General features: G+C 61.6%; 22 protein-coding genes. 10 read left to right on the top strand and 12 right to left on the bottom strand.

The window, feature by feature from the left end:
* Nucleotides 1-4: 4 nt before the first annotated feature.
* Genes M2281_RS28510 through M2281_RS28500 form a run of 3 tightly spaced genes read left to right on the top strand, consistent with a single transcriptional unit; the run spans nucleotide 5 to nucleotide 2,948 of the window.
* Nucleotides 5-880 carry an AAA family ATPase gene (locus M2281_RS28510; protein ID WP_280824585.1) on the top strand — a complete coding sequence of 292 codons (876 nt, stop codon included), beginning with the start codon at nucleotides 5-7 and terminating at the stop codon, nucleotides 878-880.
* Entirely contained in the window at nucleotides 877-2,079 is a 1,203-nt protein-coding gene (locus tag M2281_RS28505) for a vWA domain-containing protein (protein WP_280824584.1), read from the top strand. Before M2281_RS28510 ends, M2281_RS28505 begins: the two co-directional genes overlap by 4 nt.
* Complete coding sequence (locus M2281_RS28500; protein WP_425537825.1) at nucleotides 2,076-2,948, top strand: XdhC family protein; 873 nt, start codon at nucleotides 2,076-2,078, stop codon at nucleotides 2,946-2,948. Before M2281_RS28505 ends, M2281_RS28500 begins: the two co-directional genes overlap by 4 nt.
* Here M2281_RS28500 and M2281_RS28495 read toward each other — a convergent pair.
* A complete protein-coding gene (locus M2281_RS28495; RefSeq protein ID WP_280824582.1) occupies nucleotides 2,939-3,445 on the bottom strand; it encodes an SAM-dependent methyltransferase in 507 nt (168 codons plus the stop codon). The two genes, M2281_RS28500 and M2281_RS28495, sit on opposite strands and share 10 nt — an antisense overlap.
* Nucleotides 3,446-3,849: 404 nt before the next feature.
* On the opposite strand from M2281_RS28495, the gene M2281_RS28490 reads away from it, so the two are divergent.
* Nucleotides 3,850-5,931 (top strand): TonB-dependent receptor, encoded by a 2,082-nt coding sequence (locus M2281_RS28490; RefSeq protein ID WP_280824581.1) that lies wholly within the window; start codon nucleotides 3,850-3,852, stop codon nucleotides 5,929-5,931.
* Between the two features lie 83 nt (nucleotides 5,932-6,014).
* Here the strand turns inward: M2281_RS28490 and M2281_RS28485 are convergent, their stop codons facing one another.
* Nucleotides 6,015-6,461: a hypothetical protein gene (locus M2281_RS28485; protein WP_280824580.1), complete on the bottom strand. Its 447-nt coding sequence runs from the start codon at nucleotides 6,459-6,461 to the stop codon at nucleotides 6,015-6,017.
* A 282-nt stretch (nucleotides 6,462-6,743) separates the two neighbouring features.
* On the opposite strand from M2281_RS28485, the gene M2281_RS28480 reads away from it, so the two are divergent.
* Entirely contained in the window at nucleotides 6,744-7,391 is a 648-nt protein-coding gene (locus M2281_RS28480) for a TerC family protein (protein WP_280824579.1), read from the top strand.
* Between the two features lie 191 nt (nucleotides 7,392-7,582).
* Nucleotides 7,583-8,896, top strand: a complete 1,314-nt coding sequence (rimO, locus tag M2281_RS28475) for a 30S ribosomal protein S12 methylthiotransferase RimO (protein WP_280824578.1) — start codon at nucleotides 7,583-7,585, stop codon at nucleotides 8,894-8,896.
* A gap of 98 nt (nucleotides 8,897-8,994) precedes the next feature.
* On the opposite strand, the gene M2281_RS28470 is transcribed toward rimO, so the two are convergent.
* The 8 genes from M2281_RS28470 to M2281_RS28435 form a co-directional block, all read right to left on the bottom strand.
* Entirely contained in the window at nucleotides 8,995-10,065 is a 1,071-nt protein-coding gene (locus M2281_RS28470; RefSeq protein WP_280824577.1) for a BMP family ABC transporter substrate-binding protein, read from the bottom strand.
* A 48-nt stretch (nucleotides 10,066-10,113) separates the two neighbouring features.
* Nucleotides 10,114-11,034, bottom strand: a complete 921-nt coding sequence (locus M2281_RS28465; RefSeq protein WP_280824576.1) for an ABC transporter permease — start codon at nucleotides 11,032-11,034, stop codon at nucleotides 10,114-10,116.
* On the bottom strand, nucleotides 11,021-12,121 hold the full coding sequence (locus tag M2281_RS28460) for an ABC transporter permease (protein WP_280824575.1): 1,101 nt from the start codon (nucleotides 12,119-12,121) through the stop codon (nucleotides 11,021-11,023). Before M2281_RS28460 ends, M2281_RS28465 begins: the two co-directional genes overlap by 14 nt.
* The gene (locus M2281_RS28455; RefSeq protein ID WP_280824574.1) at nucleotides 12,121-13,692 is read right to left on the bottom strand and encodes an ABC transporter ATP-binding protein; all 1,572 of its coding nucleotides are present in this window, start codon (nucleotides 13,690-13,692) and stop codon (nucleotides 12,121-12,123) included. Before M2281_RS28455 ends, M2281_RS28460 begins: the two co-directional genes overlap by 1 nt.
* 99 nt (nucleotides 13,693-13,791) lie before the next feature.
* Nucleotides 13,792-14,769 (bottom strand): quinone oxidoreductase family protein, encoded by a 978-nt coding sequence (locus M2281_RS28450; RefSeq protein ID WP_280824573.1) that lies wholly within the window; start codon nucleotides 14,767-14,769, stop codon nucleotides 13,792-13,794.
* 2 nt (nucleotides 14,770-14,771) lie between these two features.
* Nucleotides 14,772-15,548 (bottom strand): phosphatidylcholine synthase, encoded by a 777-nt coding sequence (gene pcsA / locus M2281_RS28445; RefSeq protein ID WP_425537824.1) that lies wholly within the window; start codon nucleotides 15,546-15,548, stop codon nucleotides 14,772-14,774.
* Nucleotides 15,491-16,105: a DUF1326 domain-containing protein gene (locus tag M2281_RS28440; protein WP_280824571.1), complete on the bottom strand. Its 615-nt coding sequence runs from the start codon at nucleotides 16,103-16,105 to the stop codon at nucleotides 15,491-15,493. The genes pcsA and M2281_RS28440 overlap by 58 nt, the downstream gene beginning before the upstream one ends.
* 19 nt (nucleotides 16,106-16,124) lie before the next feature.
* Entirely contained in the window at nucleotides 16,125-17,018 is an 894-nt protein-coding gene (locus M2281_RS28435) for a DUF2182 domain-containing protein (RefSeq protein WP_280824618.1), read from the bottom strand.
* Between the two features lie 112 nt (nucleotides 17,019-17,130).
* Here M2281_RS28435 and M2281_RS28430 point away from each other — a divergent pair, with 112 nt between their 5' ends.
* Complete coding sequence (locus tag M2281_RS28430; RefSeq protein WP_280824570.1) at nucleotides 17,131-18,357, top strand: UbiH/UbiF family hydroxylase; 1,227 nt, start codon at nucleotides 17,131-17,133, stop codon at nucleotides 18,355-18,357.
* Nucleotides 18,358-18,547: 190 nt separating this feature from the next.
* The gene (hspQ, locus tag M2281_RS28425) at nucleotides 18,548-18,880 is read left to right on the top strand and encodes a heat shock protein HspQ (protein ID WP_280824569.1); all 333 of its coding nucleotides are present in this window, start codon (nucleotides 18,548-18,550) and stop codon (nucleotides 18,878-18,880) included.
* 73 nt (nucleotides 18,881-18,953) lie between these two features.
* Here hspQ and M2281_RS28420 read toward each other — a convergent pair whose 3' ends face one another.
* Complete coding sequence (locus M2281_RS28420) at nucleotides 18,954-19,580, bottom strand: invasion associated locus B family protein (RefSeq protein WP_280824568.1); 627 nt, start codon at nucleotides 19,578-19,580, stop codon at nucleotides 18,954-18,956.
* Nucleotides 19,581-19,857: 277 nt separating this feature from the next.
* Between M2281_RS28420 and M2281_RS28415 the strand changes: the two genes are divergently transcribed.
* The gene (locus tag M2281_RS28415; protein WP_280824617.1) at nucleotides 19,858-21,639 is read left to right on the top strand and encodes an extracellular solute-binding protein; all 1,782 of its coding nucleotides are present in this window, start codon (nucleotides 19,858-19,860) and stop codon (nucleotides 21,637-21,639) included.
* 21 nt (nucleotides 21,640-21,660) lie between these two features.
* Nucleotides 21,661-22,341, top strand: a complete 681-nt coding sequence (locus tag M2281_RS28410) for a DsbA family oxidoreductase (protein ID WP_280824567.1) — start codon at nucleotides 21,661-21,663, stop codon at nucleotides 22,339-22,341.
* 789 nt (nucleotides 22,342-23,130) lie between these two features.
* Here the strand turns inward: M2281_RS28410 and M2281_RS28405 are convergent.
* The gene (locus tag M2281_RS28405) at nucleotides 23,131-24,648 is read right to left on the bottom strand and encodes an NAD(P)H-hydrate dehydratase (RefSeq protein WP_280824566.1); all 1,518 of its coding nucleotides are present in this window, start codon (nucleotides 24,646-24,648) and stop codon (nucleotides 23,131-23,133) included.
* Nucleotides 24,649-24,763: the final 115 nt, after the last annotated feature.

The following is a 24,763-nucleotide window of genomic DNA, read 5'->3' as shown; positions in this document are numbered from 1 at the left end:
CGCCATGCCCCTCTCCCGCGAAGAAATTGCCGAGCGCCTTGCGGAGGCGGGCTACATCGCCGACGACGAACTCGCCACCGCAATCGCCATCATGCAGCTGCTGAAGCGGCCGCTGCTGCTGGAGGGCGAAGCCGGCGTGGGCAAGACCGAAGTGGCCAAAGCGCTCGCCTCGGCCTGCGCCACCAGGCTCATTCGCCTGCAATGCTATGAGGGCCTAGACCAATCCGCCGCCCTCTATGAGTGGAACTATCAGCGGCAGCTGCTGGCGATCCAGGCGCATCAGGGCAAGGATGCAACCCAGATCGAAGACCACATCTTTTCCGAAAAATACCTGCTGGAGCGCCCGCTGCTGGCGGCAATCCGCCAGGACAATCCGACCGTCCTGCTGATCGACGAAGTCGACCGCGCAGATGAGGAGTTCGAGGCTTTCTTGCTCGAAATCCTGTCGGACTTTCAGGTATCGATCCCGGAATTGGGCACGGTGCAGGCGGTTTCGATCCCCCACGTCGTGCTGACGTCGAACGGAACGCGCGAACTGTCGGACGCCCTCCGCCGGCGTTGCCTCTACCACTATGTCGACTATCCCGATGTCGAGCGCGAGACACGCATCATCATGACGCGCATTGCCGGCGCGAGCGCGACGCTGTCATTACAGATCGCGCGGATGGTCGAAAAGATCCGCAAGGAAGACCTGCGCAAGGTGCCTGGCGTGGCCGAGACGCTCGACTGGGCGGCGGCACTGGTCGGGCTCGACGTTTCCGATTTGCACGACCGGCCGGAACTGGTGCACGAGACCCTGATGTGCCTCTTGAAGACACATGAGGACAAGACGCGCATGACCCGCGAGGTTACGGAGCGCCTGCTGGGGAGGGTTGCATGAGCGACAATGCCGCCTCCGCTGTCGTCGGACCTGATGACGTCCCGCGGCTTGTCTCGGCCCGGATCGCCACCTTCCTCCAGGTCTTGCGCGAGAACGCCTTTGCGGTCGGCCCCAGCGAGGGACAGGACGCCCTCACCTTGATCACATCCGGCTATGCCGCGAGACCTGCCCTGCTGCGGTCGGCCTTCAAACACTTGTTCTCCGCCAACAGGGCGAATTGGGAAAAGTTCGACAGGCTCTTCGACGCCTTCTGGCTGCGCAAGCACGTTCGTTCCCGCTCGGTAGCAACCGGCAGCCTCGCCAACTCGCCTTCGGTCAGACGGCTGTTGAGCGGCAGCGGCAAGGATCAGACAAACGGAGCCGCCTTGATGGACGAAATGGCGGCTGAAGGCGACGCCGACCGCGAAGGCGCCGGCGAAGGCCGCATGGAAGGCGCCTCCGGTGCAGAAAACCTTGTCGAGACCGATTTTCGCAAGATCGCCGATCCCGCTCAAATGGAGGAAGCCCATGCCGTTGCTGCGCAGCTTGCGCGCGCCATGCGTATCAGGCTCACGCGCCGCGACCTGGCGCGACGATACGGCTACAGGCTCCACCTGCGCCGAACCATCCACCGCAACATCAGCCATGGCGGCGTGCCGATCAGCCTGGTGAAGCGCCAGCGCAGGGAAAAGCCGTTGCGGCTTGTCGTGTTGCTCGACGCGTCGGGCTCGATGAGCATGTATACGGCGGTTTTCCTGCGTTTCATCCACGGCGTGCTGGATACGTTCCGTGAAGCAGAAGCGTTCCTCTTCCACACCCGCCTCGCCCACATCTCCGATGCGATGCGGGACAGGAATCCCGCCCGCGCGCTCGACCGGCTTTCCATCATGGCGCAAGGCGCCGGAGGCGGAACGAAGATCGGCGAAAGCCTCGAAACCTTCAATCGCTGGCACGCCCAGCGCGTTCTGCATTCGCGCAGTTGCGTGATGATTGTTTCGGACGGCTACGAGACCGGCGACGCAGCGCTTCTCGGCCGCGAGATGGCCCAGTTGGCGAAACGTTGCCGTAGCATCGTCTGGCTGAATCCGATGATGGGCTGGGAAGGCTATATGCCTGAGGCAAGCGGCATCAAGGCGGCCCTGCCCCATGTCGACCTCTTGGGCCCGGCGAACACCCTGCGCAGCCTGGCCGATCTCGAACCCTATCTGGCGAAGCTATGAGGGAGGCGCCGGTGACCGTTCATCTGGATGTGCTGGAACTGATCTCGCGCCTTAAGGCGGCCGATGAGGCCTTCGTGCTGGCAACGGTCGTGCGCACCGTGTCGGTGACAGCGGCAAAGGCAGGCGCAAAGGCCGTGATCCGCCCCGACGGCACCATCGTGGCCGGCTGGATCGGCGGCGGCTGCGCCCGTGGCGCGACCCTGACGGCGGCGCGCGAGGCCCTCGCCGACGGCAAGTCTCGGCTTGTGTCCATCCAGCCGGAAGACCTGCTTGCAGAACTCGGCGTGAAACCCGGCGAGGACCGCGAAGGAATAAAATTCGCCAAGAACATGTGCCCCAGCCAAGGCACGATGGACATTTTTATCGAGCCCATATTTCCTCGCCCGGCGCTGCTGATACTTGGGTCCAGCCCGGTGGCCGAGGCGCTTGCCGAAGAGGCCCGTCCGCTCGGCTATCACGTCACCCTCGCCGCTCCACTGACGGAATTTCCGACCACTCCCGAAGCCGATGTGCTGATTGACGGCTTCGAAATCGGCGAGCTTACCGATACGCGCCGTTTCGTCGTCGTCTCCACTCAAGGCAAGGGAGACGAGGCCGCATTGAGAGCAGCCCTTTCCATCGATGCCGAATATCACGGCTTCGTCGGCAGCCGTCGCAAGATGTCGGCACTAAGACAAAAACTCGTCGCCGAAGGCTTTGATGCCGCCACACTCGACCGCATCAAGGCACCGGCAGGCCTCGACATAGGGGCGATCACCCCGGAAGAGATCGCAATGTCGATCCTGGCCGAAATCACTGTCCGGCGCCGCCTTGGTCAAAGGGGTGAAAGCGGCCTCAAGGGCGTAGTCGCTGCCCCATCTCACGCCTGATTGCTTATTTCGGTCTCAAAATCGCCCGACTGCGGTGGCGCGATCGGCTTGAAGAGCGTCCGGTCCGGCTTGAGGTCGATCAACGGCGTGCCATCGAGGCAATCCAATCCCCGGACAAGAATGGTTGCCCCCTCCACGCCAACTAACGTCGCGATCGAGGTGCCGATTGGATTGGGTCGAACGGGAGAACGCAGGGCGAAGGTTCCGTATGTGGTGCCGTTCTTTGCCGGGCTTTGCCTGACGAGATCACGGCGCGACAGATGCAGCCAGTACAGCACCTCCAGCCGCTCATATTTTTCGATCCCGCCTATGGCCTGTCGCCAGGGCTCGAAGATCTCAATCCTGCATATAGGCCCGTCCGCCCAGCCCTGGCGCGGAGTGGTCAGCCGCGATGTCCATGGGGTAGCTATGCGCCCGATGAAGACGAGCCCAGCATCGGTGGCAGGAGGCGGATCGATGGCGACCTCGCCCTCCCGAACTTCATTTTCTCGTACCATTGTGCCTGCTTAAAACCTCTCGCCACCACACCGGCCGACCATCATCGTACACCGACGCAACTGATCGCCATATTTACTTAGATATATCCGATTGAACATAACGATCAATCGCCGCCAGAATCCAAAAGCCTCCTTAGTCCATTAGTCCAGCGTGTGGAATTCATGCGATAGCGCTTGCAAACCGCCAACTCTGTTATATTCAAGGAAATATATCGTGAAGAACCAATCCATGGAATTGCGATCAGATTGCCCCTGTCTGCCCGGGGACGGCAGGCAGCGGGAGCGCTTGAAAAAAGAGAACAAGGGGGCATTTCGCAGTGCGTTATATTTTACTGAACATATCGATTGTGTTGCTTGGCAGCACTTTTCTGGTGCAGCAGGCAAGTGCACAGGCTGCTCAGGCCGTGACGCAATCGCAAGGCGACAATGAAAGCAAGGCCGAGAATGAAAAGAAGCCGCGCCTCAAGCCTGCCAAGGACGACGTGTTCGAGCTTGGTCGGATCGTGGTGCACGGCGGAGACGGCGCCGAAGGCGGCATCAGCGGCCAGGCGATTTCCCAGAGCATTGTTACAGCCGATGACGTGCGCAAAACGAACCGCGACACACTCGATGACGCGCTGAGCGTCGTTCCCGGCGTCAGCACGGCGAACACTGGCGGCAGCCGCAACGAGCGCCTGATTTACGTCAGAGGCTACGATCGTTTCCAAGTGCCGCTCTACATAGACGGCATTCGCGTCTATCTGCCCGCGGACAACCGTCTGGACTATGGGCGCTTCCTCACGCCCGACCTGTCCGAAATCCAGGTACAGAAAGGTTATGCCTCGGTTCTCAACGGACCTGGCGGCATGGGCGGCGCGATCAATCTGGTGACCCGAAAGCCCACCAAGGAGTTCGAGGGTGAAATCCAGAACGGAATCGACGTCGGCAACACTGGCAACCTGGCCGCCTATACGGGCGTCGGCTCGGTGGGCACGCGCCAGGAGAACTTTTATCTTCAGGCTGCTGGCGCCTATCGCAAGAGCGACGGCTGGTTCCTTTCGCGCAATTTCGAACCGACTGCCGTTGAGGATGGCGGACGGCGCGACTTCAGCGACTTCAAGGATTGGCGCATCAATCTCAAGGCCGGCTACACGCCAAACGCCACCGACGAATATGTCATCAGCTACACGCGGCAGGCGGGCGAGAAGAATGCGCCCTATGGCGTGAACGATCCGATCCGGCGCTCACCGACCCCACCGAAGCTTCCGAACGGGTTGACCTACCAGCGCGACTGGCGTTGGCCCGCATGGAATCTCAGCAGCCTCGCCTTCTATTCCCACACGCAGATCGGCGATGATTCCTACATAAAAACAAAGGCGTATTACAACACCTTCTACAATCTTCTCTCTGCCTATGACGATTCGAATTTCAACAGTCAGGCGCAGAGCCGGGCCTTCAACAGCTACTATGACGACAACGCCTATGGCTTCAGCGTCGAGGGCGGCACTGACCTCATCCCGATGAACAGCCTGAAGACTGCGGTCCACTACCGCCGGGACAATCACACCAACTGGGACCACAACCAGCCGGACGTTTCGAGCTTCGTCGACCCCAAGCAGACCAAGCTTGAGGACACCTGGTCGCTGGCGCTGGAAGACACCTTCCACGCCACCGACACGATCGATTTCGTCGGCGGCGTCAGCTACGACCAAAACAAGCTATTGCGCGCTGAGAAATATGACAGCGGCACCAAGAAGATCTTCGAATATCCGCTTGGTGGCAGCGATGCGGTAAACTGGCAGGCTGCAGCCATATATCGCCCTACCGACACGGCAGAATTCCACGCCAGCGTCTCGTCACGCACGCGCTTCCCCACGCTCTTCGAGCGCTACAGCACGCGTTTCGGCGACGCGCTACCAAATCCGGACCTCAAGCCGGAACGCGCGACCAATTTCGAGCTGGGCTGGTCGGACACAGTCTTTAATGACGCTCACGTCGGCGCCGCCGTGTTCTACAGCAATGTGCAGAACGTCATTCAGTCGATCGGCGTCGGCAACAGCAAGGTTCAGAACCAGAATGTAGGCGACGGCCACTATTATGGCTTCGAGATCGTGGGCGAGTGGGATGTCCTGCCCGAGCTGTCGATCGGCGCCAACTACACCTACCTGAAGCGGCAGCTGGTCGATCCGGTCCGTGAAAACCTCCAGCCGGTCGGCACCCCGCTGCACAATGCCTATCTCTATGCCAATTGGCAGCCTTATGAGAACTTCACCGTGTCGCCGGGCCTGCAGCTGTCGAGCTCCCGCTGGTCGACCGATCGCCTCGAGAACAGCTTCTTCGAAACAAGCGGTTTTGCGCTCGCGAACCTCGACTTCCAATACGACTTCAGCGATCGGGTCACGGCAAACTTCGGGGTTCGGAACCTGTTCGACACGAATTACGAACTGGCGGACGGTTTCCCCGAGCCCGGCAGGACGTTTTTCCTGACGACGCGCGTGCTCTTCTAAGCGCGCCGAAATGAAGAAGCCCGCCGCTCTTCACGAGTGGCGGGCTTCGCTATTTCTCTGGGCTGCCGATTGGCACTTTGCCGTCAGGCATAGTTTTCGCAGCAGACAGGCGTCTCGTTTCCCTGCGTCAGCAACGCAGCATCGTCCGCCTTCGACGGCTTGCGCCCCGGCTGATCGAGAGCTGCGAGTATGGCGCTGAGGATAGCCAATGGAAGCACTTGATGGCGGCCTTCCACGCTCTCGGCCATCCAGCGAGGCAACTGCCATCTGCTCACGAGCGTGCAGTACCACTCGCCATCTTCATGATCGAGGCGCGACAGCGTCCAATCGGGCAGTTCCGCCAACGCCATGGCCGCCTCGGTCCAAGCGCCTGCTTCGACGAATTGTTCAACGGGATTCGACGCGTTGAACCACGGGCCCCGCGAACCAATCCGCGCCATCACGTGACGAATGAGCTCGGGCGTAATGCGATCTGAATGCGCAATCCTTGTCGACAGCCGGGCAAGGTCTGTTCGATCCATATCCAACATGACGTGACCTCGCCAAAAAACTTTGTGGGACCAACCACGTAGTAAAAATGAGGATTTCTGCATAGGAAAACGAGAGAACCTGCCATGGCTCGCCATGTGGAAACGCATAGAAAAATCCTGCCACGCAACAGCGATCTTTCGCTCCGGATCCAGCGTTCGGCAGTCTCGAACCAACTTCCGGACTTCCCTACCCCAACGTCTTGACCCGCTTGCTTGACGCGGAGCGACTTGGCGCGCTACGGGCATGGCTGCGGGGAGCTGAAAGGCTAAGGGTGCCGGTCGATGGAAATTTTCACAGCCGCGGGTTTCACGGCTCTATTGCAGGTCGTGGCTATCGATCTGGTCCTGGCCGGAGATAACGCCATCGTCATCGGCCTGGCCGCAGCCGGCCTCCCTGCCGATCAACGCAAGAAGGCTATCCTAATCGGCGTTGCTGCCGCCACCGTCCTGCGCATTGTCTTCGCGGCCCTGACCATACAGCTGCTGCAGATCCTGGGCCTGCTCCTGATGGGCGGCATCCTGCTTTTGTGGGTTTGCTGGAAGATGTGGCGCGAACTGCGCATTTCCCGCGCCGAACAAAGCGCCGCAGTCGAGGACGCAGAAAACGATGCCGCCACAGCTGCCGCAGCAGGCAAGCCGCGCAAGACACTGGCCCAGGCCGCCGTGCAGATTGTCATTGCCGACGTGTCGATGTCGCTAGACAACGTCCTTGCGGTTGCGGGCGCGGCACGTGACCATTTCACCGTTCTGGTCTTCGGCCTCATCCTTTCCGTGGCGCTGATGGGGCTAGCGGCGAACTTCATCGCCAAGCTGCTGAATCGCTACCCCTGGATCGCCTATGTTGGCCTTCTGATCATCCTCTACGTTGCGCTGGACATGATCTATCGCGGCTACATGGATATTTCGCCCTTGCTGCCGGACCCGCTATAGGTTCGGCCAAGTCATGCGGAATGCCGCGGTTGATATGATTTCATTGCAGAGAAATCTGTGATATTGCGCCGCAAGCTTGCGGGTCCGCCGCGTTGCCGACGCTGATCGGTCCGCGCTCCCGCCCTCTTCGCAAGATGCTCAATGCAGGCCCCGACAAACGGGGTCCAGCCCAAGAATCCCGGATTTTGTCTATGTCAGCGCCTCGCGTCAGTTTCGTCAGCCTTGGATGCCCGAAAGCACTCGTCGATTCCGAGCGCATCATCACGCGGCTTCGTGCCGAAGGCTATGAGATCGCCCGCAAGCATGACGGCGCCGATCTCGTCGTCGTCAACACCTGCGGCTTCCTCGATTCCGCCCGCGACGAGTCGCTGAATGCCATCGGCACCGCGCTCAAGGAAAACGGCAAGGTCATCGTCACCGGCTGCATGGGCGCAACGCCGGAACTGATCCGCGAGAAGCACCCCAACGTGCTCGCCATCACCGGCCCACAGGCCTATGAGAGCGTCATGGCGGCCGTGCACGAGGCAGCCCCGCCGGCGCACGACCCGTTCGTGGACCTCCTGCCGCCGCAGGGCGTCAAGCTCACGCCGCGCCATTACGCCTATCTCAAGATCTCGGAAGGCTGCAACAATCGCTGCACCTTCTGCATCATCCCTGACCTGCGCGGCGACCTCGTCTCGCGCCCGGCAGCCGACGTGCTACGCGAGGCCGAGAAGCTGGCAGAGGCCGGCGTCAAGGAAATCCTGGTCATCTCGCAGGACACCAGCGCCTACGGCATCGACGTCAAATATGCCGCCAGCACCTGGAAGGACCGCGAAGTGCGGGCCAAATTCCTCGACCTGTCGCAGGAACTTGGCGAACTGGGTGTCTGGGTGCGCATGCACTATGTCTACCCCTACCCGCATGTCGCCGACGTGATCCCGCTGATGGCCGAGGGCAAGATCCTTCCCTATCTCGACATCCCGTTCCAGCACGCCTCGCCGCAAGTACTGAAGAACATGCGCCGGCCCGCGCATGGCGAAAAGACACTCGACCGCATCCGTAGCTGGCGCGAAATATGCCCGGATCTCGCCATCCGCTCGACCTTCATCGTCGGCTTCCCCGGCGAGACCGAAGAGGATTTCGAAATGCTGCTCGACTGGCTGGATGAAGCCAAGATCGACCGCGCGGGCTGCTTCAAATACGAACCAGTCGGCGGCGCCAAGTCGAACGATCTGGGCCTCGAACAGGTCCCAGAAGAGGTCAAGGAAGCGCGCTGGCATCGGTTCATGCAGCGCCAGCAGAAGATTTCGGCCGTGCAGCAGCAGAAGAAGGTCGGCAAGCGCCTGCCCGTCATCATCGACGAGGCGAACGGCCTGATGGCGAAGGGACGCACCAAATACGACGCGCCGGAAATCGATGGCTCGGTCCACATCCAGTCGCGCCGCCCGCTGCGGACCGGCGATATCGTGACGGTCAAGATCGACCGGGCCGACGCCTACGATCTCTACGGCACGGCTGTCTGAGAAACACCGGCGTGCGGCTCACGCCGCCTGCTTCGGAAGCTTGGAAAACAAAAAGGGCGCCGTCTGGCGCCCTTTCTTTTTACGACTGTGCAGTCCGATTACTGCGGCAGCTTGTCGTCCACGCCCTTGACGTAGAAGTTCAGGCCAAGAAGCGTGCCGTTGTCGGCCACTTCGCCAGCCTTCAGCCACTCGGAGCCGTCCTGCTTGGTGATCGGGCCGGTGTAGGGATTGAAATCACCCGACTTGATCTTGGCTTCGGTTTCCTCAGCCAGCTTCTTCACGTCGTCAGGCATATTGGTGAAGGGGGCCATCACGACGTTGCCCTCCTTCATACCGTGCCAGACGTCCTGCTGCTGCCAGGTGCCGTCGATGACCGCCTTGACGCGGCTGATGTAGTACGGGCCCCAATCGTCGACGATTGCCGTCAACTGGGTGTCAGGGCCGAACTTGATCATGTCGGTGGCCTGGCCGAAGGCCTTCACGCCGCGCTCGGTGGCAACCTGCATCGGAGCGGTGGAGTCCGTGTGCTGGGTGATGACGTCGACGCCCTGGTCGATCAGCGCCTTGGCGGCGTCGGCTTCCTTGCCGGCGTCGTACCAGGTGTTGGCCCACACGACCTTGACCTTGAAGTCAGGGTTGACCGACTGCGCGCCGAGCATGAAGGCGTTGATGCCGAGCACCACTTCCGGGATCGGGAACGAGGCGATGTAGCCTGCAACGCCGGTCTTCGACAGCTTGGCGGCGATCACGCCCTGCACATAGCGGCCTTCATGGAACTTGGAATTGTAGGTCGAGACGTTCGGATGCTCGCGCTTGTAACCGGTCGCGTGCTCGAACTTCACGTCGGGGAAACGCCCGGCAACCTTATTGGTCGCATCCATGAAACCGAAGGAAGTCGCGAAGATGATGTTGCAGCCGGAGCGTGCGAAGCGCTCGAGCGCGCGCTCGGCGTCAGCGCCTTCCGGAACGCTTTCGAGATAGGCCGTCTCGACCTGATCGCCGAACTCCTTCTGGACCGCCAACAGCCCCTGATGGTGCTGGTAGGAATAACCGAAATCGCCGATCGGGCCGACATACATCCAGCAGGCCTTGACCTTGGCCTCAGCGGCCATCGTGCCGAACGAAAGCACGGCGGCTGCCGCGGCAATCGACAGAATGGTTTTCTTCATGAAGTTGATCCTCTCAGTGGTTGCCCAGGGGCACTTTATCCCGTTTTTTTAGCGATCTGGCACAAACGGCCGCCCCAACGAAGCCGGTGTGTTTATCATTGTCAGTCGCCGATTGCCCGAGATTAGAACAAGTACGATGACGGTCGCCAGATAGGGAAGCGAAGAAAGTAGCTGCGACGGCACGCCGATGCCCAAGGCCTGCGCGTGGAGCTGACCGATGGTGACAGCGCCGAAAAGATAGGCGCCGGCAAGGACGCGCCACGGGCGCCAAGAGGCGAACACCACCAGCGCAAGCGCGATCCAGCCGCGCCCGGCAGTCATGTTCTCCACCCATTGCGGTGTATAGACGATCGACAGATAGCCGCCGGCAAGTCCCGCACACGCACCGCCGAACATCACTGCCAGATAGCGGATAAGGATGACGTTGATGCCGAGCGCATGAGCCGAGGCATGGTTGTCGCCCACAGAGCGCAGCGTCAGCCCTGCCCGCGTGCGGAAAAGGAAATAGGCCACGCCGCCGGTGAGCAGCAGCGAGAGGTAGAATATCGGGTCCTGGCCGAACAGGAGCTTGCCGACCAGCGGCAGATCGGTCAGGAACGGAATGTAAATGCTGCCGAGCTTCACGCCGGGCATGCCAACGAAGCTTTCGCCGATCATGCCCGAAAGGCCGAGCCCAAGCAGGGTCAGTGCAAGGCCCGTCGCCACCTGGTTGGTGACCAGCGTCAGCGTCAGGAAGGCAAACAGCAGCGAGAACAACGCGCCGACCGCTATCGCGGCGAGAAAGCCCAGCCAGGGCGAGCCGGTCATCAGCGCCACGCCGAAGCCGGTAACGGCGCCCATCACCATCATGCCTTCAACGCCGAGGTTGAGAACGCCGGAACGCTCGACAACCAGTTCACCGACCGCCGCGATCAACAGCGGCGTGGCCGCGGTGGCGATCGTAATCAGGATCGCTTCAAGCATTCCCATGGGAAACCTCCGCGTTGCGGGGCGGAGAACCGACGAAGCGGATGCGATAATGGATCAGCGTGTCGGCACCCAGGACAAAGAACAGCAGCAATCCCTGGAAGGCGCGCACGACCTTGTCGGACACGCCGATGGAGATCTGCGCCGCTTCACCCCCGAGATAGGACAGGGCAAGGATAAGGCCTGCCGCGATGATCCCAAGCGGGTTGAGCCTGCCGAGGAACGCCACGATGATTGCCGTAAAGCCATAGCCGGGCGAAATCGTCGGCCGCAGCTGTCCGATCGCGCCGGACACTTCGGAAATGCCGGCAAGGCCAGCCAACGCCCCCGAAACGATGAAGGCGAAGAACACCATCTGCGACGAGGAGAAACCGGCGAAACGCCCCGCCCTCGGGCTCTGGCCCAGAACCTTCACCTCAAAGCCGCGCAGGGTACGCGTCAGCATGAACCACACGATCACGGCAGCAACCAGCGCAAAGACAAAGCCCCAATGCGCCCTGCCCGACGCCGACCAGATTTCCGGCAAAATGGCGTATTGGTGGAAATCCCGGGTTTCAGGGAAGTTCATGCCAGCCGGGTTGCGCCAGGGACCGCGCACCACCCAGTCGAGGAACAGCTGCGCAACATAGACCAGCATAAGGCTGGTCAGGATTTCATTGGTATTGAAGCGCGTCTTCAGGAGGGCCGGAACAGCCGCATATGCCGCGCCGCCCATCATGCCCATGATCAGCATCAGCGGCAGGACGACCCAGCTCTGGAAATCCGGGTACATCACCGGCAGGATCGAGCCCGCCAGCGCGCCGGCAATGAACTGCCCCTCGGCGCCGATGTTCCAGTTGTTCGACAGGAAGCAGACCGACAACCCGACCGCGATAAGGATCAGCGGCGCGGCCTTGATTGCCAGCTCATGCAGCGACCAGACCTCGCGGAGCGGATCGACAAAGTAGTAGTAGAGCGCGTCGAGCGGGCTCTTGCCGAGCATCGAGAACATGATCGCGCCGGCCACCAGGGTAAGTACCAGTGCGATGAAGGGCGACAGGGCGCTGAACAGTTTGGATTGTTGCGGACGTTTGACGAGTTCGATGCGCATCAGGCTGGCTCCGCCACATGTTCGACGTGACCGGGTTCGGCGCCGCCCATCAGCAGGCCGATCTTTTCCAGCGTCGCCTCGGCTATCGGAATTGGCTTTGACATTTCGCCGTTGTGCATGACGGCAATCGCGTCCGAGATTTCGAACAGCTCATCCAGATCCTGGCTGATGACCAGCACCGCCGAGCCGCTGCGGGCAAGCTCGATCAGCGATTGCCGGATGCGTGCGGCCGCGCCCGCGTCGACGCCCCATGTCGGCTGATTGACGACCATCACCGCCGGCTGGCGGTCGAGTTCGCGGCCGATGATGAACTTCTGCAAATTGCCGCCGGAGAGCGAGGCGGCTTCCGGGTCGGTTCCGCTCTTGCGCACATCCATGGCTTCTACGATGCGCTGCGATGCAGCGGCCACGGCGCCGTCATGGATCACGCCGGCCGCGCCCAGAAAGGCCCTTTTGTCGGTGGCATAGCGCGAAAGCAGCAGGTTCTCGGAGAGCTTCATGCGCGGCGCGGCGCCATGTCCGAGCCGCTCCTCCGGCACGAAAGCCGCTCCCAGCAGGCGACGTCCGGTAATCGACAGAGTGCCGGCATCCTTGCCGCGAATGCGAACAGTGCCGGCTTCCGCCTGCCGCACTTCGCCCGAAACCGCCTCGAAGAACTCGCCTTGGCCATTGCCGGCAACACCAGCAACGCCGATGACTTCGCCGGCCTTGACGTCGATGTTGATGTTTCTGAGCGGGATCGAAAACGGCGTCGCGGGAGTCCGCGACAGGTTCTTCACCTTGAGAAGCACCGTCGCCTTGTCGGCACCCTCGACGGGCGTGCGAACAACGGCCTGCACCTCGCTGCCGACCATCATCCGCGCCAGCGAAGCCGCGGTTTCCTTGCGCGGGTCGCAGTGGCCGACGACCTTGCCGTGACGCAGCACGGTGGCGCGGTCGCACATGCGTTTGACCTCTTCCAGCCGGTGCGAAATGTAGAGGATCGATTTGCCCTCGGAGCGCAGGCGCTCGAGCGTCTCGAACAGCTTGTCGGCTTCCTGCGGCGTAAGAACCGCGGTCGGCTCATCGAGAATGATCAGCTCCGGCGCCTGCAAGAGGCAACGGATGATCTCGATGCGCTGACGTTCGCCAACCGAAAGGTCGCCAACCAAAGAATACGGATCGAGCGGCAGGCCATAGCTGTAGGACAGCGCCTTTGCCTTGGCGGCGATCGTCGAAATCGGCGTCTTGTCGTCGAGCGACAGGGCGATGTTCTCGGCCGCGCTCAGCGCGTCGAACAGCGAGAAATGCTGGAAGACCATGCCGATGCCGAGCTTTCTCGCGGCATGCGGGTTGGCGATCCGGACCGGCTGGCCGTCCCAGCGAATCTCGCCGGCGTTCGGCTCGAGCGTGCCGAACAGCATTTTCACGAGCGTGGATTTGCCAGCGCCGTTCTCGCCCAACAGCGCATGGATTTCACCCTTGGCTATGGTGAGATCGATGTTGTCGCAAGCTTTCAGCGCGCCAAAGACTTTCGTCAGCCCGCGAACCTCCAAGAGGTTGGCGCTTGACGTCTCCAGGGTCGTCGTCACGAGGCCCCCATTGATATGTTTTTATGTTCCCGGCCTTAGCGTATGCGCGCGCTTTGGACAACGCAAAGCGCGGTGAATCTTGAAACTCCTTCAAGAATTTCAGGGTATAAGGATCGTAGTCCCCGTGGTTTTCCGGCCTTCGAGATCGCTCTGCGCCTTGGCAGCCTCGCTCAACGGATAGCGCTGATTGATGATGATCTTGACGGCGCCACTGGAAACCACATCGAACAGGCCCTTGGCGGAGGCCTCGAGATCCTCGCGCTTGGCGTTGTAGACGAAGAGCGTGGGCCTGGTCGCATAGAGCGCGCCCTTCTGCGACAGGATGGACATGTCGAAAGGCGGGATCGGTCCGGAGGACTGACCAAAGCTGACGAACATGCCCATCGGCCTGAGGCAATCGAGCGACCCCGGGAATGTATCCTTGCCGACCGAATCATAGACGACGTCGCAGCGCTTGCCGCCGGTGATCTCCTTCACTTCGGCGACGAAATCCTTTTCGCGGTAGTTGATGACATGGTCGAAGCCGTGCGATTTGGCGAGCGCGATCTTTTCCGGCGAACTCGCCGTACCGATGACGGTGGCGCCAAGATGCTTTGCCCACTGCCCGAAGATCAACCCAACCCCGCCCGCGGCCGCATGGTAAAGCACGATGTCGCCCGGCTTCACCTTGAAGGTGCGAAGCAGCAGATATTCGGCGGTCATGCCCTTCAGCATCATCGCGGCTGCCTGCTCGTCGCTAATGCCGTCCGGAATTTTCACCAGCCTGTCGGCCGCTATCACGCGTTCTTCGCTATACGCGCCAAGAGCCGTGAAATAGGCAACCCGGTCTCCTTTGTGGAGCCAGTCGACGCCCTCGCCGGTCCGCTCAACCACGCCAGCCGCCTCGCTGCCGGGAATCAAAGGCAGGCCTGCCGGCGGCGGATAAAGGCCGCTGCGAAAATAAGTGTCGACGAAGTTCAGACCGATTGCAGTGTGGCGGACAAGAACCTCTCCAGGGCCGGGACGGCCCGGATCGACATCTTCATAAACGAGTACTTCCGGACCGCCATTGGCATGAATGCGAACGGCTTTGGACATTGTCAGGTCCTCTTGGCACCGAGTTTGGGGAAAAACTGCATGACGCCCCCAATGAAGAACAGATAAATGCCGGTCACCGCGATGCCGACCTTGACGAACTCGCTTGCATCCATGGCCTGCGCCAGAGCGATGGCGCCGAAGGCGCACCAGGCAAGGAATACCGCGAGATTTATCTCGCGCAGCCGCTTAACGCGGACGGGGTGAAGAAAATACATCGGCACGAAGGTCATGACAGCCGCAACCAAGACGACGGCGAAGGACACCCATTCGCCCGGCTGAATGACAAATAGCGTGAACACGAGCATGTTCCAGACGACGGGGAACCCTTTGAAGAAGTTCTCCTTCGTCTTCATGCCAGTGTCGGCATAGTAGATCGCGCTCGTAACCACGATCAACGCCGCGGACAGGAACGACAGGCGATCCCCCATGAAGCCGCGCTGATAGAGCGCAAAGGCCGGGATGAGCACGTAGGTGACGTAATCGATGATGTTGTCGAGCAGCTCGCCGGACCAGGTCGGCAACACCTCCTTGACCTCGAGCTTGCGTGCGATCGGGCCATCGATGCCGTCAACGAAGAGCGCAAGCCCCAGCCACCAGAACATCGCCGTCCAGCGCTGTTCGCTTGCCGCCACCAGGGACAGGAAGGCAAGGAACGAACCGGAAGCGGTCAGCAGATGAACGGAAAAGGCCTTTGCTTGCGGCCAGGTAACTTTTTTGGGTTTCACGGGCCTCGCCAGTCCAGTTTGCAGATTTCGGCCGAACGGCCGGCAAAATTCCAATTTCGGCCGAAGGCGCGCATCCTGCTCTTGTCGGACTTGGCCACGATGATCTCGGGCGCGATCCAATACTCCGAGTTGGAGATGACCGTGTCGCCTTCCCTGCTCTTACCGGGGATCGGCGTCACCGCACCATCGATGATCTTCGGAATCTGGAAGATGCGCGTCTTGTCCTGCGTCTCATAGCTGATCGGAACCTGTTCGACACCGAGAAAATTCCCGACGAGGATCGAAAGCAGCGACGTGGTGCCGCCGGCCTTGCCGGTGAAGATCTTGGTGAATGCCTTTACGGCATAGATCGAAGCGCGCTTGTCAATGAACAGGCCGGCCGTCCAGTTACCGCGGCTCATATAGCCGGGGATTTCCATTACCAACCCGAGGTTGAGACCCGAGAGATCGACATCGCCGTAATGGCCGGCATCGACGCGGAATCCGGCCCAGGTCTGGCAATAGCCCTCTGTGGGAGGATGATTGCCGAGCGACAGCACGCAAGGACAGAAAACTGTGCAGTTACAGGAGAGTACCAATTCCCCTTTCATCGCCCAGCTTTGGTCGGCCATGGAATGTCCCCCTTCCCGGTCAGGCGGAACTTACTAGAAGCACAACCGCCCACACAAGCAGTATCGCACCCGCGAGCCGCGTTGGAAGGCGCTTTGTTCCTTGTTTTTCGACCAGCGTAAACAGCGCAATCAGCGCCATCCAAAACAAATTCATGATGCCGACGGCAAACATCACCAGCATCAGCGCCCAGCAGCAACCCAGGCACCAGATGCCTTGCTCCAGGCCGAGCTTGAAAATACGCGATGGCTTGGCGCTCCAGCGGGCAAAGAGGATCGAGAACGGGTTGCGGCACTTCTTCAGGCAGGCCTGTTTGAGCGAACTGAACTGATAGAGCCCAGCAATGCCAAGCGCGACGCCACCGGCCAGGCCTGCGAGCGGAGCGCCCGGCTGCCCTGCTGATGCGACCTGGACTGCGAGCGACAGGCCTGAAAACAGTATCGATGCGGCCAGCCAGGCGGACAGATACCCTCCGACGAGCACCAAGGGATGAACCACTGGCTCGCCTTTCAGGCGAGCGGTATCGGCGATCTCGCAATAGATCCGGATCATTGGCGCCGCCGATGGCAACATCATCGCGACCGACATCAGCACCCACATCAGCGTCAACGCGAAAAATGTTTCCAGCGCGAAGCTGCCGAACGGTGCCGGTGTCAGGCACAGCATGAAAAACCGGTCGAGAAAAGCCGGTAACGGCAGATCGGGCAGCATGCGCATCAGAAAGTCGCCCGGAGCGCCGCTGCCCGGCACGCGAAGCTCGGCCCCCCGTAACGCCATGACGGCAAGCAACGTCCACGACAGAGCGATACCCAGTCCCAGGAGAAGGTACACCGCCTCGCGCGGATGGCGCGCGATCGTCCCTGTTGCACGCCCAGCACGATCGAGATTGTCGAAACCGTCAATCTTGTTGTTCATCACCAATCGATGGGCTGAATCGTCACGTTGATCAACATGATCGCCGCAACCTATATGAGAATACTGGTCGGACTCTGTTTCCGGCTTGCGTGAATGCAGATGGGGCGTCGCCATGGAACCTGCCGAAACTGCCAATGTCATCGTTGCGGGCACAGGTCCCGCAGGTTTGATTGCCGCGCTGGCGATGGCGCGAGCAGGCTTTTCGGTCCAGCTCGTCGGCCCGGCCGTCACAGGCAAGGACCGCCGCACCACCGCCCTCATGGTTCCAGCCCTAGAATACATGGAATCGCTCGGCGTTTTGAGCGCAATCGAACCCAATGGCGCGCCGTTGCGCACCATGCGAATTGTCGACGCGACGCGCCGGCTGATCCGCAGCCCGGTGGTGACATTCCATGCTACTGAGATCGCCGAACCCTATTTCGGCCTCAACATCCCGAACCAGCATCTCAATGATGCGCTCGAACAGGCTGTGAAGGCGCAGCCTGGCATCGTGTGGCACGAAACCATGGTCGAACGCTGGGAGCCGTCAGCCGACCGCGTGCGCGCCATTCTGCCCGATGGAACGGCACTTACCGCGGCGCTGGCAGTAGCCGCGGACGGACGCCTGTCGGCAGCACGCGAGGCGGCCGGCATCTCAACATCCACGCATCCCTATCCGCAGGCCGCCCTCGTCATCAATTTCGCGCACAACCGCGAGCATGGATTTGCTTCGACGGAATTCCATACCGAGACAGGCCCCTTCACTCAGGTGCCGTTGCCTGGCAACAGGTCGAGCCTGGTTTGGGTCGTAAGGCCCGAGACCGCTGATGAACTCGTTGCGCTCGATGACGAAACGCTGTCGATGCGCGTTGAGCAGCGCATGCAATCCATGCTCGGTCGGGTCACCGTCGAGCCCGGTCGGCAGGTGTATCCGCTGTCGGCTCGACTGCCGGCGCGCTTCGCGCAAAACCGCATCGCGCTTGTCGGCGAAGCCGCGCACGTCTTCCCGCCGATCGGCGCGCAAGGACTGAACCTCGGCATCCGCGACGTTCAGCAGCTCGTGGATATCGCGTCCGATCATCGGTCAGATCCGGGTTCTTCGTCGGCCCTTTCGACCTACGACCGTCGACGCCGCCCGGATATTCTCGCTCGCACCGGGGCGGTCGGCCTGCTCAATCAGTCGCTATTGTCCAACCTACTACCAGCCCAGTTGCTGCGTAGCGCGGGGCTCAGCGTTCTCGGCGGATTTGCTCCGCTCCGGGCGCTCTTCATGCGCGAGGGGCTCAAACCCGGCAGCGGCCTCGCGGCACTCGGGTCGACGCTTCGCGACGCCTTTCCGCCTCGCCTCGGCACACACTGAAAGAGGCCTGCATCGCGAGACAATATCCCTCGCCTATGATTCAACGGGCTAAACCCTTGTTTCCGAACGCCTCGAGCGGATCGGGATTGAATTGCTGCAAACGCTGCGCCAAATAACTTTCGAGCAGCAAGCCTCGACGGTTCGAGGTCAGGAACGTCCGGCGCTCGCCGGGCTACGGGAATTTGCAGACGTGACTGAACAAAAGACGGCAAAGTTTGCGATCGGCCAAGTGGTACGACACCGCTTGTTCCCCTTCAGGGGCGTCATTTTCGACGTCGATCCCGAGTTCAACAATACCGACGAATGGTACGAGGCGATTCCAGCGGAGGTTCGCCCACGCAAGGACCAGCCCTTCTACCATCTGCTCGCCGAGAACGACGAGACGGAATACATCGCCTATGTGTCGGAGCAGAACCTGCTCGCCGACCAGTCCGGAGATCCGATCCGGCATCCGCAGCTGCGCGAGTTCTTCGACAAGGCCGCCGACGGCAGCTATGCACCCAAGCGCCAGGCGCGCCACTGAAATCGGCATCAGCCTTTGAGGCAACAAAAAAGCGGGGCTAAAACCCCGCTTTTTCATGTATCTGGCTTGAAGATCAGTTGGCCGTCTTGGCCTTGTCCTGCTCTTCCTTGAGCTTCTTGGCGAAGTCCTCGTTGTTCTTGGAGACGAACTCCTGGAGCTTCTTCTGGCGCTCCTCGAGGTCCGACTGCTGCATGGCCGGGCCGTCGAACACGCCGGTGAAGCCCTGCAGCGAAACCTTGACCGGGTTCTGCTGGTTCTGGAAGTTCACGGAGGTCAGCGTCAGCTCCGAGCCCTTCTTGAACGTGGCGATGAGCTGGTCGGTCATCGGAGCTTCGGCAACGCAACGGTCAGGGAAGCAGATCACGTAGTCGAGCTTCTGCGCCTTGCCGCCATCAATCTGCAGACCGATGCCCGGAGGAACGAGGCGGCCGGTCGGGACGGTGACCTGGAAGACCTTGCGGTTGATCTTGCCCTTGAGCTCGATCAGGCTGATGCCGGTGACGAGCTGACCGGAAGCGGCGGTGGAGATGTTCTGCACGTTGCAGATGTCCACGTCTTCCTGCTTCGAGCAGGCCTTGAACCAGCCCTGCGGAATTTGCTGAGCTGCAGCCGGCGCCGACGCAAAACCAGCGGCGAGCACGCCGACCACGCCTGCGGCCATGACCGAAAGACGGGCAGTGTCGGTTTTCAGGCTCGTCATCTATCTCAATCCTCTCAAATGATTCCGGGACCGGCTCGCGGTGCCGTTGCCACGCTACCTGTTTGGCAATTGAGGCAACAGCATGACTTTTGCCGGCGTGTTACACCGCCCCGAGGCGCGAATCCAGCCCCGTCCACTGTGATTATTGGGGGAAGCCTCAACTAAGCTCATAATACCGCCGTCATGATAGATTCAAATACGAATCAAATCGAAGTTGCTTATGTCGAGGAGGCTGGTGATAAGCCGTACATTCCTTTCGCTCTGCACCGGGGCGACCATGCTGTTTGGAACCGTTAGCGCTGGCCTGTCCGAGCCGTTGCATTCGATCGCCATGCAGGGTGAACCAGCGCTCAAGGACGATTTCCGCAATTTTCCCTATGTGAATCCCGATGCGCCCAAGGGCGGCAGCGTCACCTATTGCGTTGTCGGCAGCTTCGACAATCTCAACCCGTTCATCCTGAAAAGCCTGCGCACCACCGCGCGCGGCATGATCGACACCATCTACGGCAACCTGGTGTTCGAGCCCCTGATGCAGCGAAGCGCCGACGAGGCTTTCTCGCTCTACGGCCTGCTCGCCGATTCGCTCGACATCTCGCCCGATCGCAAGGTCGTGGAGTTCCATCTCAATCCGAATGCCAAATGGTCGGATGGCGAGCCGGTGACCGCCGACGACGTGCTCTTCACCTACGACGTCTTCACCGCCAAAGGGCGGCCACCCTATAGCGACCGCATGAAGAAAATCGCCAAGCTCGAGAAGACCGGCGACCGCAGCGTGCGCTTCACCTTCAACGAGAACGCCGACCGCGAATTTCCGCTCATCATCGCAATGACGCCGATCATCCCCAAGCACGCGTTCGACAAAGAAACCTTCGACCAGACGACGCTCAAGCCGCTGGTCGGCAGCGGACCCTATCGCGTCGAAAAGGTCGAACCAGGGCAGCGCATCGTTTTCCAGCGCAATCCCGATTACTGGGCGAAGGACCTGCCCACCAAGCGCGGCTACGACAATTTCGACCGCATCACCATCGAGTATTTCCTCAACGCGAACTCCCTCTTCGAGGCCTTCAAGAAGGGGCTGTGTTCGCTCTACGAGGAGCCGGACCCGGTCAAGCGCGAGCGCGATCTGGACTTCCCGGCCATGCGCGAAGGCAAGGTGGTGACCGAGACCTTCGAGAACGGTCTTCCGCCCATCGTCCAGGGTTTCCTGTTCAACACGCGGCTGCCGAAGTTTGCCGACCCCCGCGTCCGTCGCGCCCTCGCCCTGCTCTACGATTTCGAATGGGCGAACAAGAATCTGTTCGACGGACAGTTCAAGCGCACGGCAAGCTACTGGCAGAATTCGGAACTCTCCGCGCTCGGTCGCCCGGCCAGCGAGGAGGAGCGGAAGCTTTTGGCGCCCTTCCCCGGCAAGGTGTTGCCGGAGGTGATGGACGGCACTTACCAGCCCCCCGAGACCGACGGTTCCGGCCGCGACCGCACCGAACTCAAGGCCGCGCTCGATCTCCTGAAGAGTGCCGGCTACCACATCGAAGACGGCCGGCTGCTCGATCCGCACGGCGTGCCATTCAGCTTCGAGATCCTCACCGCCTCGCAAAGCGATGAGCGGCTGGCCGCTCTTTACCAGCGCACGCTGGCCAAGATCGGCATTGCGGTCACCATCCGCGCGCTCGAAGGGGACCAAATCCAGATGCGCAAGCAGCGCTTCGATTTCGACATGCTGATCGGCACGAGCGGTTTCGTCGGGTCGCTGTCGCCCGGCATCGAGCTGCTCGGACGCTGGGGCTCGGAATCCGCCAATGCCGAGGGATCGTTCAACCTGGCCGGCGCGTCCGATCCGGCGATCGACGCCATGATCGAGGCATTGCTCAATGCGCGCGACAAGGATTCCTACGTTGCGGCTGTGCGAGCGCTCGACCGGCTGCTGATCTCCAGCGCCTACATGGTCCCGATGCAGTACGACAACCGGAAATTCGTCGCCTATTGGAACTATATGGCGCACCCGGACCGGACACCTATATTCGGGTATCAACTTCCCACCTGGTGGCACAAGCCGGACTGACCGGCAGGAAGGTTCCTCGCCATGAGCGCGTCCCAGCAGTCCCTCACCGTCGACGTCGTCTCGGATGTCGTGTGCCCCTGGTGCTTCATCGGCCAGAGGCGGCTCGACAAGGCGGTGGCGGCTGTGCCGGAGGTGAATGTCGAGATTAATTGGCGGCCGTACCAGCTCGATCCGACCATTCCGCCCGAAGGCAAGGACCGGCAGCAATACATGCTGGCCAAGTTCGGCAGCGCCGATCGCCTGCGCGAGATCCACAGCAGGATCAAGGAGCTGGGGGCGGCCGAAGGCATCGCTTTCGACTTCGGCGCCATCACCGTCTCGCCCAACACGCTCGACGCCCATCGCGTGCTGCGCTGGGCCAGCGCCAATGGCTCCGAGGTGCAGGGCAGGCTCGCGCGCCGGCTCTTCCAACTCTATTTCGAGGAAGGCAAAAATATCGGCGACCATGCGGTGCTGATTGAAGCCGCCAGCGAAGCTGGCATGGACGCGCCGGTGGTGGCGGCAATGCTTGCCACCGATGCCGACAGCGAGGCCGTCGCCAGCGAGGTCGCCACCGCTTCGCGCATGGGCATCACCGGCGTTCCATGCTTTCTGTTCGAAGGCAAGTATGCGGTGATGGGCGCGCAGGACAGCGACACGCTGGCCGACGCCATCCGCCAGATCGCCGCCGCCAAGGCTCGCGGCGAATTGGCCGCCGGGTAGGCTGGCGGCGCGAGGCGCTTCACCTCCCCCGTCCTCGTGGTTCGAGGCTCGCCTCTCGCTTCGCTCGAACCTCGCACCTCACCATGAGGGCTTCTGTCTGCGCCCACCTCTCTCCTGAGTTGATGGGGTCGCCGAGCCGGCCCTCCGCTATGGCTCCGGGCGTTCGTCATTCGAAAAGCCAAATCGTTGGCTTTTCGTGCGCTCCGCGCACCATTCCTCACCCCTCATCCCGAGGTGCGAGCGTAGCGAGCCTCGAAGGACGCACCTATTCGTTGCCACGCCCGCTCTTGCGTCTGGCCATTGTCAAAGAACCTGGGAAGACGGGCGGTCGTCGGACGCGCTCGTTTAGGTAAATCTTGCGGCCCTTGGACCGCCCGTTCGATGCGCTTGCCTGGGTTTGTTCGCCTCCGCATTCGCGCGGCCAGCCACACCCTGGGCCCGGACTTGGGGGTTCATCACCCAGCAGCGCCACCGTTAGCGCCACCAGCCCGGACATCGTCGCCCTCCACGCTCATCCGGTTCATGACTCGTGTTCCCGGTGAGGCCGATGCGAGCATTATGTGCGAAGCCGAGATGTGGGGGATGAAAGAGGCGGCGATTTTCATTCGAAACGAATGATATCAAGCGGTTCGCGCCAGAGGTTCGGCAAATCCACAGACCGGGTTCCGATCGGTGCGGCTGTTGCGCCGCCGCAGCGGTTTTGGCCGACCGGCATGGATCCTCGGGTCAAGCCCGAGGATGACGAAGTTGGAGCGGCCCGAGGATGACGAAGTTTTGGGCGCGCCGGCTCTATCCCGCCCAACCCTTGCGCGCGAAAAGATCGCCGAGGACCGGCCGTAGCGCCGGCGGCAGGTCTTCGGCGATGAGGCCCGGGCCGAAGTGTCGCGCGGCCTCACTATGGATCCACACCCCCGCGCAGGCCGCTTCGAAGGGCGGCATGCTCTGTGCCAGGAGCCCGGCGCAGAGACCGGACAGCACGTCTCCAGAGCCCGCGGTCGCCAGCAAGGGTGTGCCGTTGCTGTTGATTGCGGCGCGTCCGTCGGGTGCTGCAATCACCGTATCCGGCCCCTTGTAGACGATCACGGCGCTCGCCCGGACGGCAGCGGAACGCGCCTTTTCCACCTTCGATAGTTTCGGATCGTCGGCTAAACCCCGGAAAAGACGCCGGAATTCACCTTCATGCGGCGTCATGATCGCCTTCGGCGCCCCTTCCGCATGCAGAGCCGCAAACAGCGCTTCGGGCTCGAACGCAGCCGAAGTCAGTCCATCGGCGTCCAGAACAAGGCTTTCGGGCGCGCCATCGACTTCGGCGAGCAGGTCGAGCAGGAAATTGGCGACCTCCTGCTCCGGCCCCAGCCCCGGCCCATAGACCAGCGCCTGCGGCTTGCGCGCGTCGAGAAAGCCCAGCACCTCGTCCAGCGTATCGGCCTTGCGAAGCATGATGGAGGTCAGATGCGCGCCGTTGACGGCCAGCGAGCGCGTCGGCGACAGCACGGTGACCGCCCCTGCCCCGACACGCGCCGATGCCATCGCCGAAAGCCTTGCCGCTCCTGTCGCCGTTGGGCTGCCCGAAAAGACGCCGACATGGCCGCGACGGTATTTGTAGGTGTCCGATGCCGGCACCGGAAACTTTTCCAGCCAGATGTCGGGCAGGTTTTCGAAGCAGCGCGGCCCAATCTCGGCGATGACCGCATCGCTTATGCCGATGTCGACCACAGCGATGTCGCCGCAGAGCGTCCGGCCGGGTTCCAGGAGATGGCCGGGTTTCTTGCGCGCGAATGTGACGGTCACGGCAGCGGCGAATGCGCTGCCGAGCACCTGGCCGGTCTCGCCTGAGACGCCCGACGGCAGATCGACCGCCACCACGGGCACGCCTGTTTCCTTGGCAACACGCACTGCGCGCGCGGCCGCTTCTGACAGCGGCTTGGAAAGGCCGGTGCCATAAAGCGCGTCGACGACAAGATCGCCGGGCTCGGGCATGAAATCCTGAAGCGGGCGCGGCTCGACCGGATAGTCGGCAGCGGCAATCGCGGCATCGCTGCCTGCGCGAGGTTCTCCCTCCTCCCACAAATGCACGTCGACACCGGCCTTGACCAGCAGGCGGGCGACCACATAGCCGTCGCCGCCATTGTTGCCAGGCCCGCAAAGCACATGCGCGCAAAGCATCGCCGGATAGCGCGCCAGGATCAGCGTGGTGATCTGCCTGCCGGCATTCGACATCAGCCCATAGCCGTCGAACGGCCCGCGCCGCATCGCGAGCTTGTCGGCTCGGCCCATTTCGCTCGGGGTCAGGATTTCATGCGACATGCCAGACGTCATCCCAAGAGGTCGGAACGCATGATGACTATCATATCGCGGCCTTGCCCAAAATGGCGACTGAGGGCCGACGGCCTGCTCTGGCACATCTGCCTAATCTTTAGGC

It is taken from the genome of Pseudaminobacter soli (ex Li et al. 2025) (assembly GCF_029892515.1).
Lineage (GTDB): Bacteria > Pseudomonadota > Alphaproteobacteria > Rhizobiales > Rhizobiaceae > Pseudaminobacter > Pseudaminobacter soli_A.
This window is presented reverse-complemented; position numbering and strand designations above follow the sequence as displayed.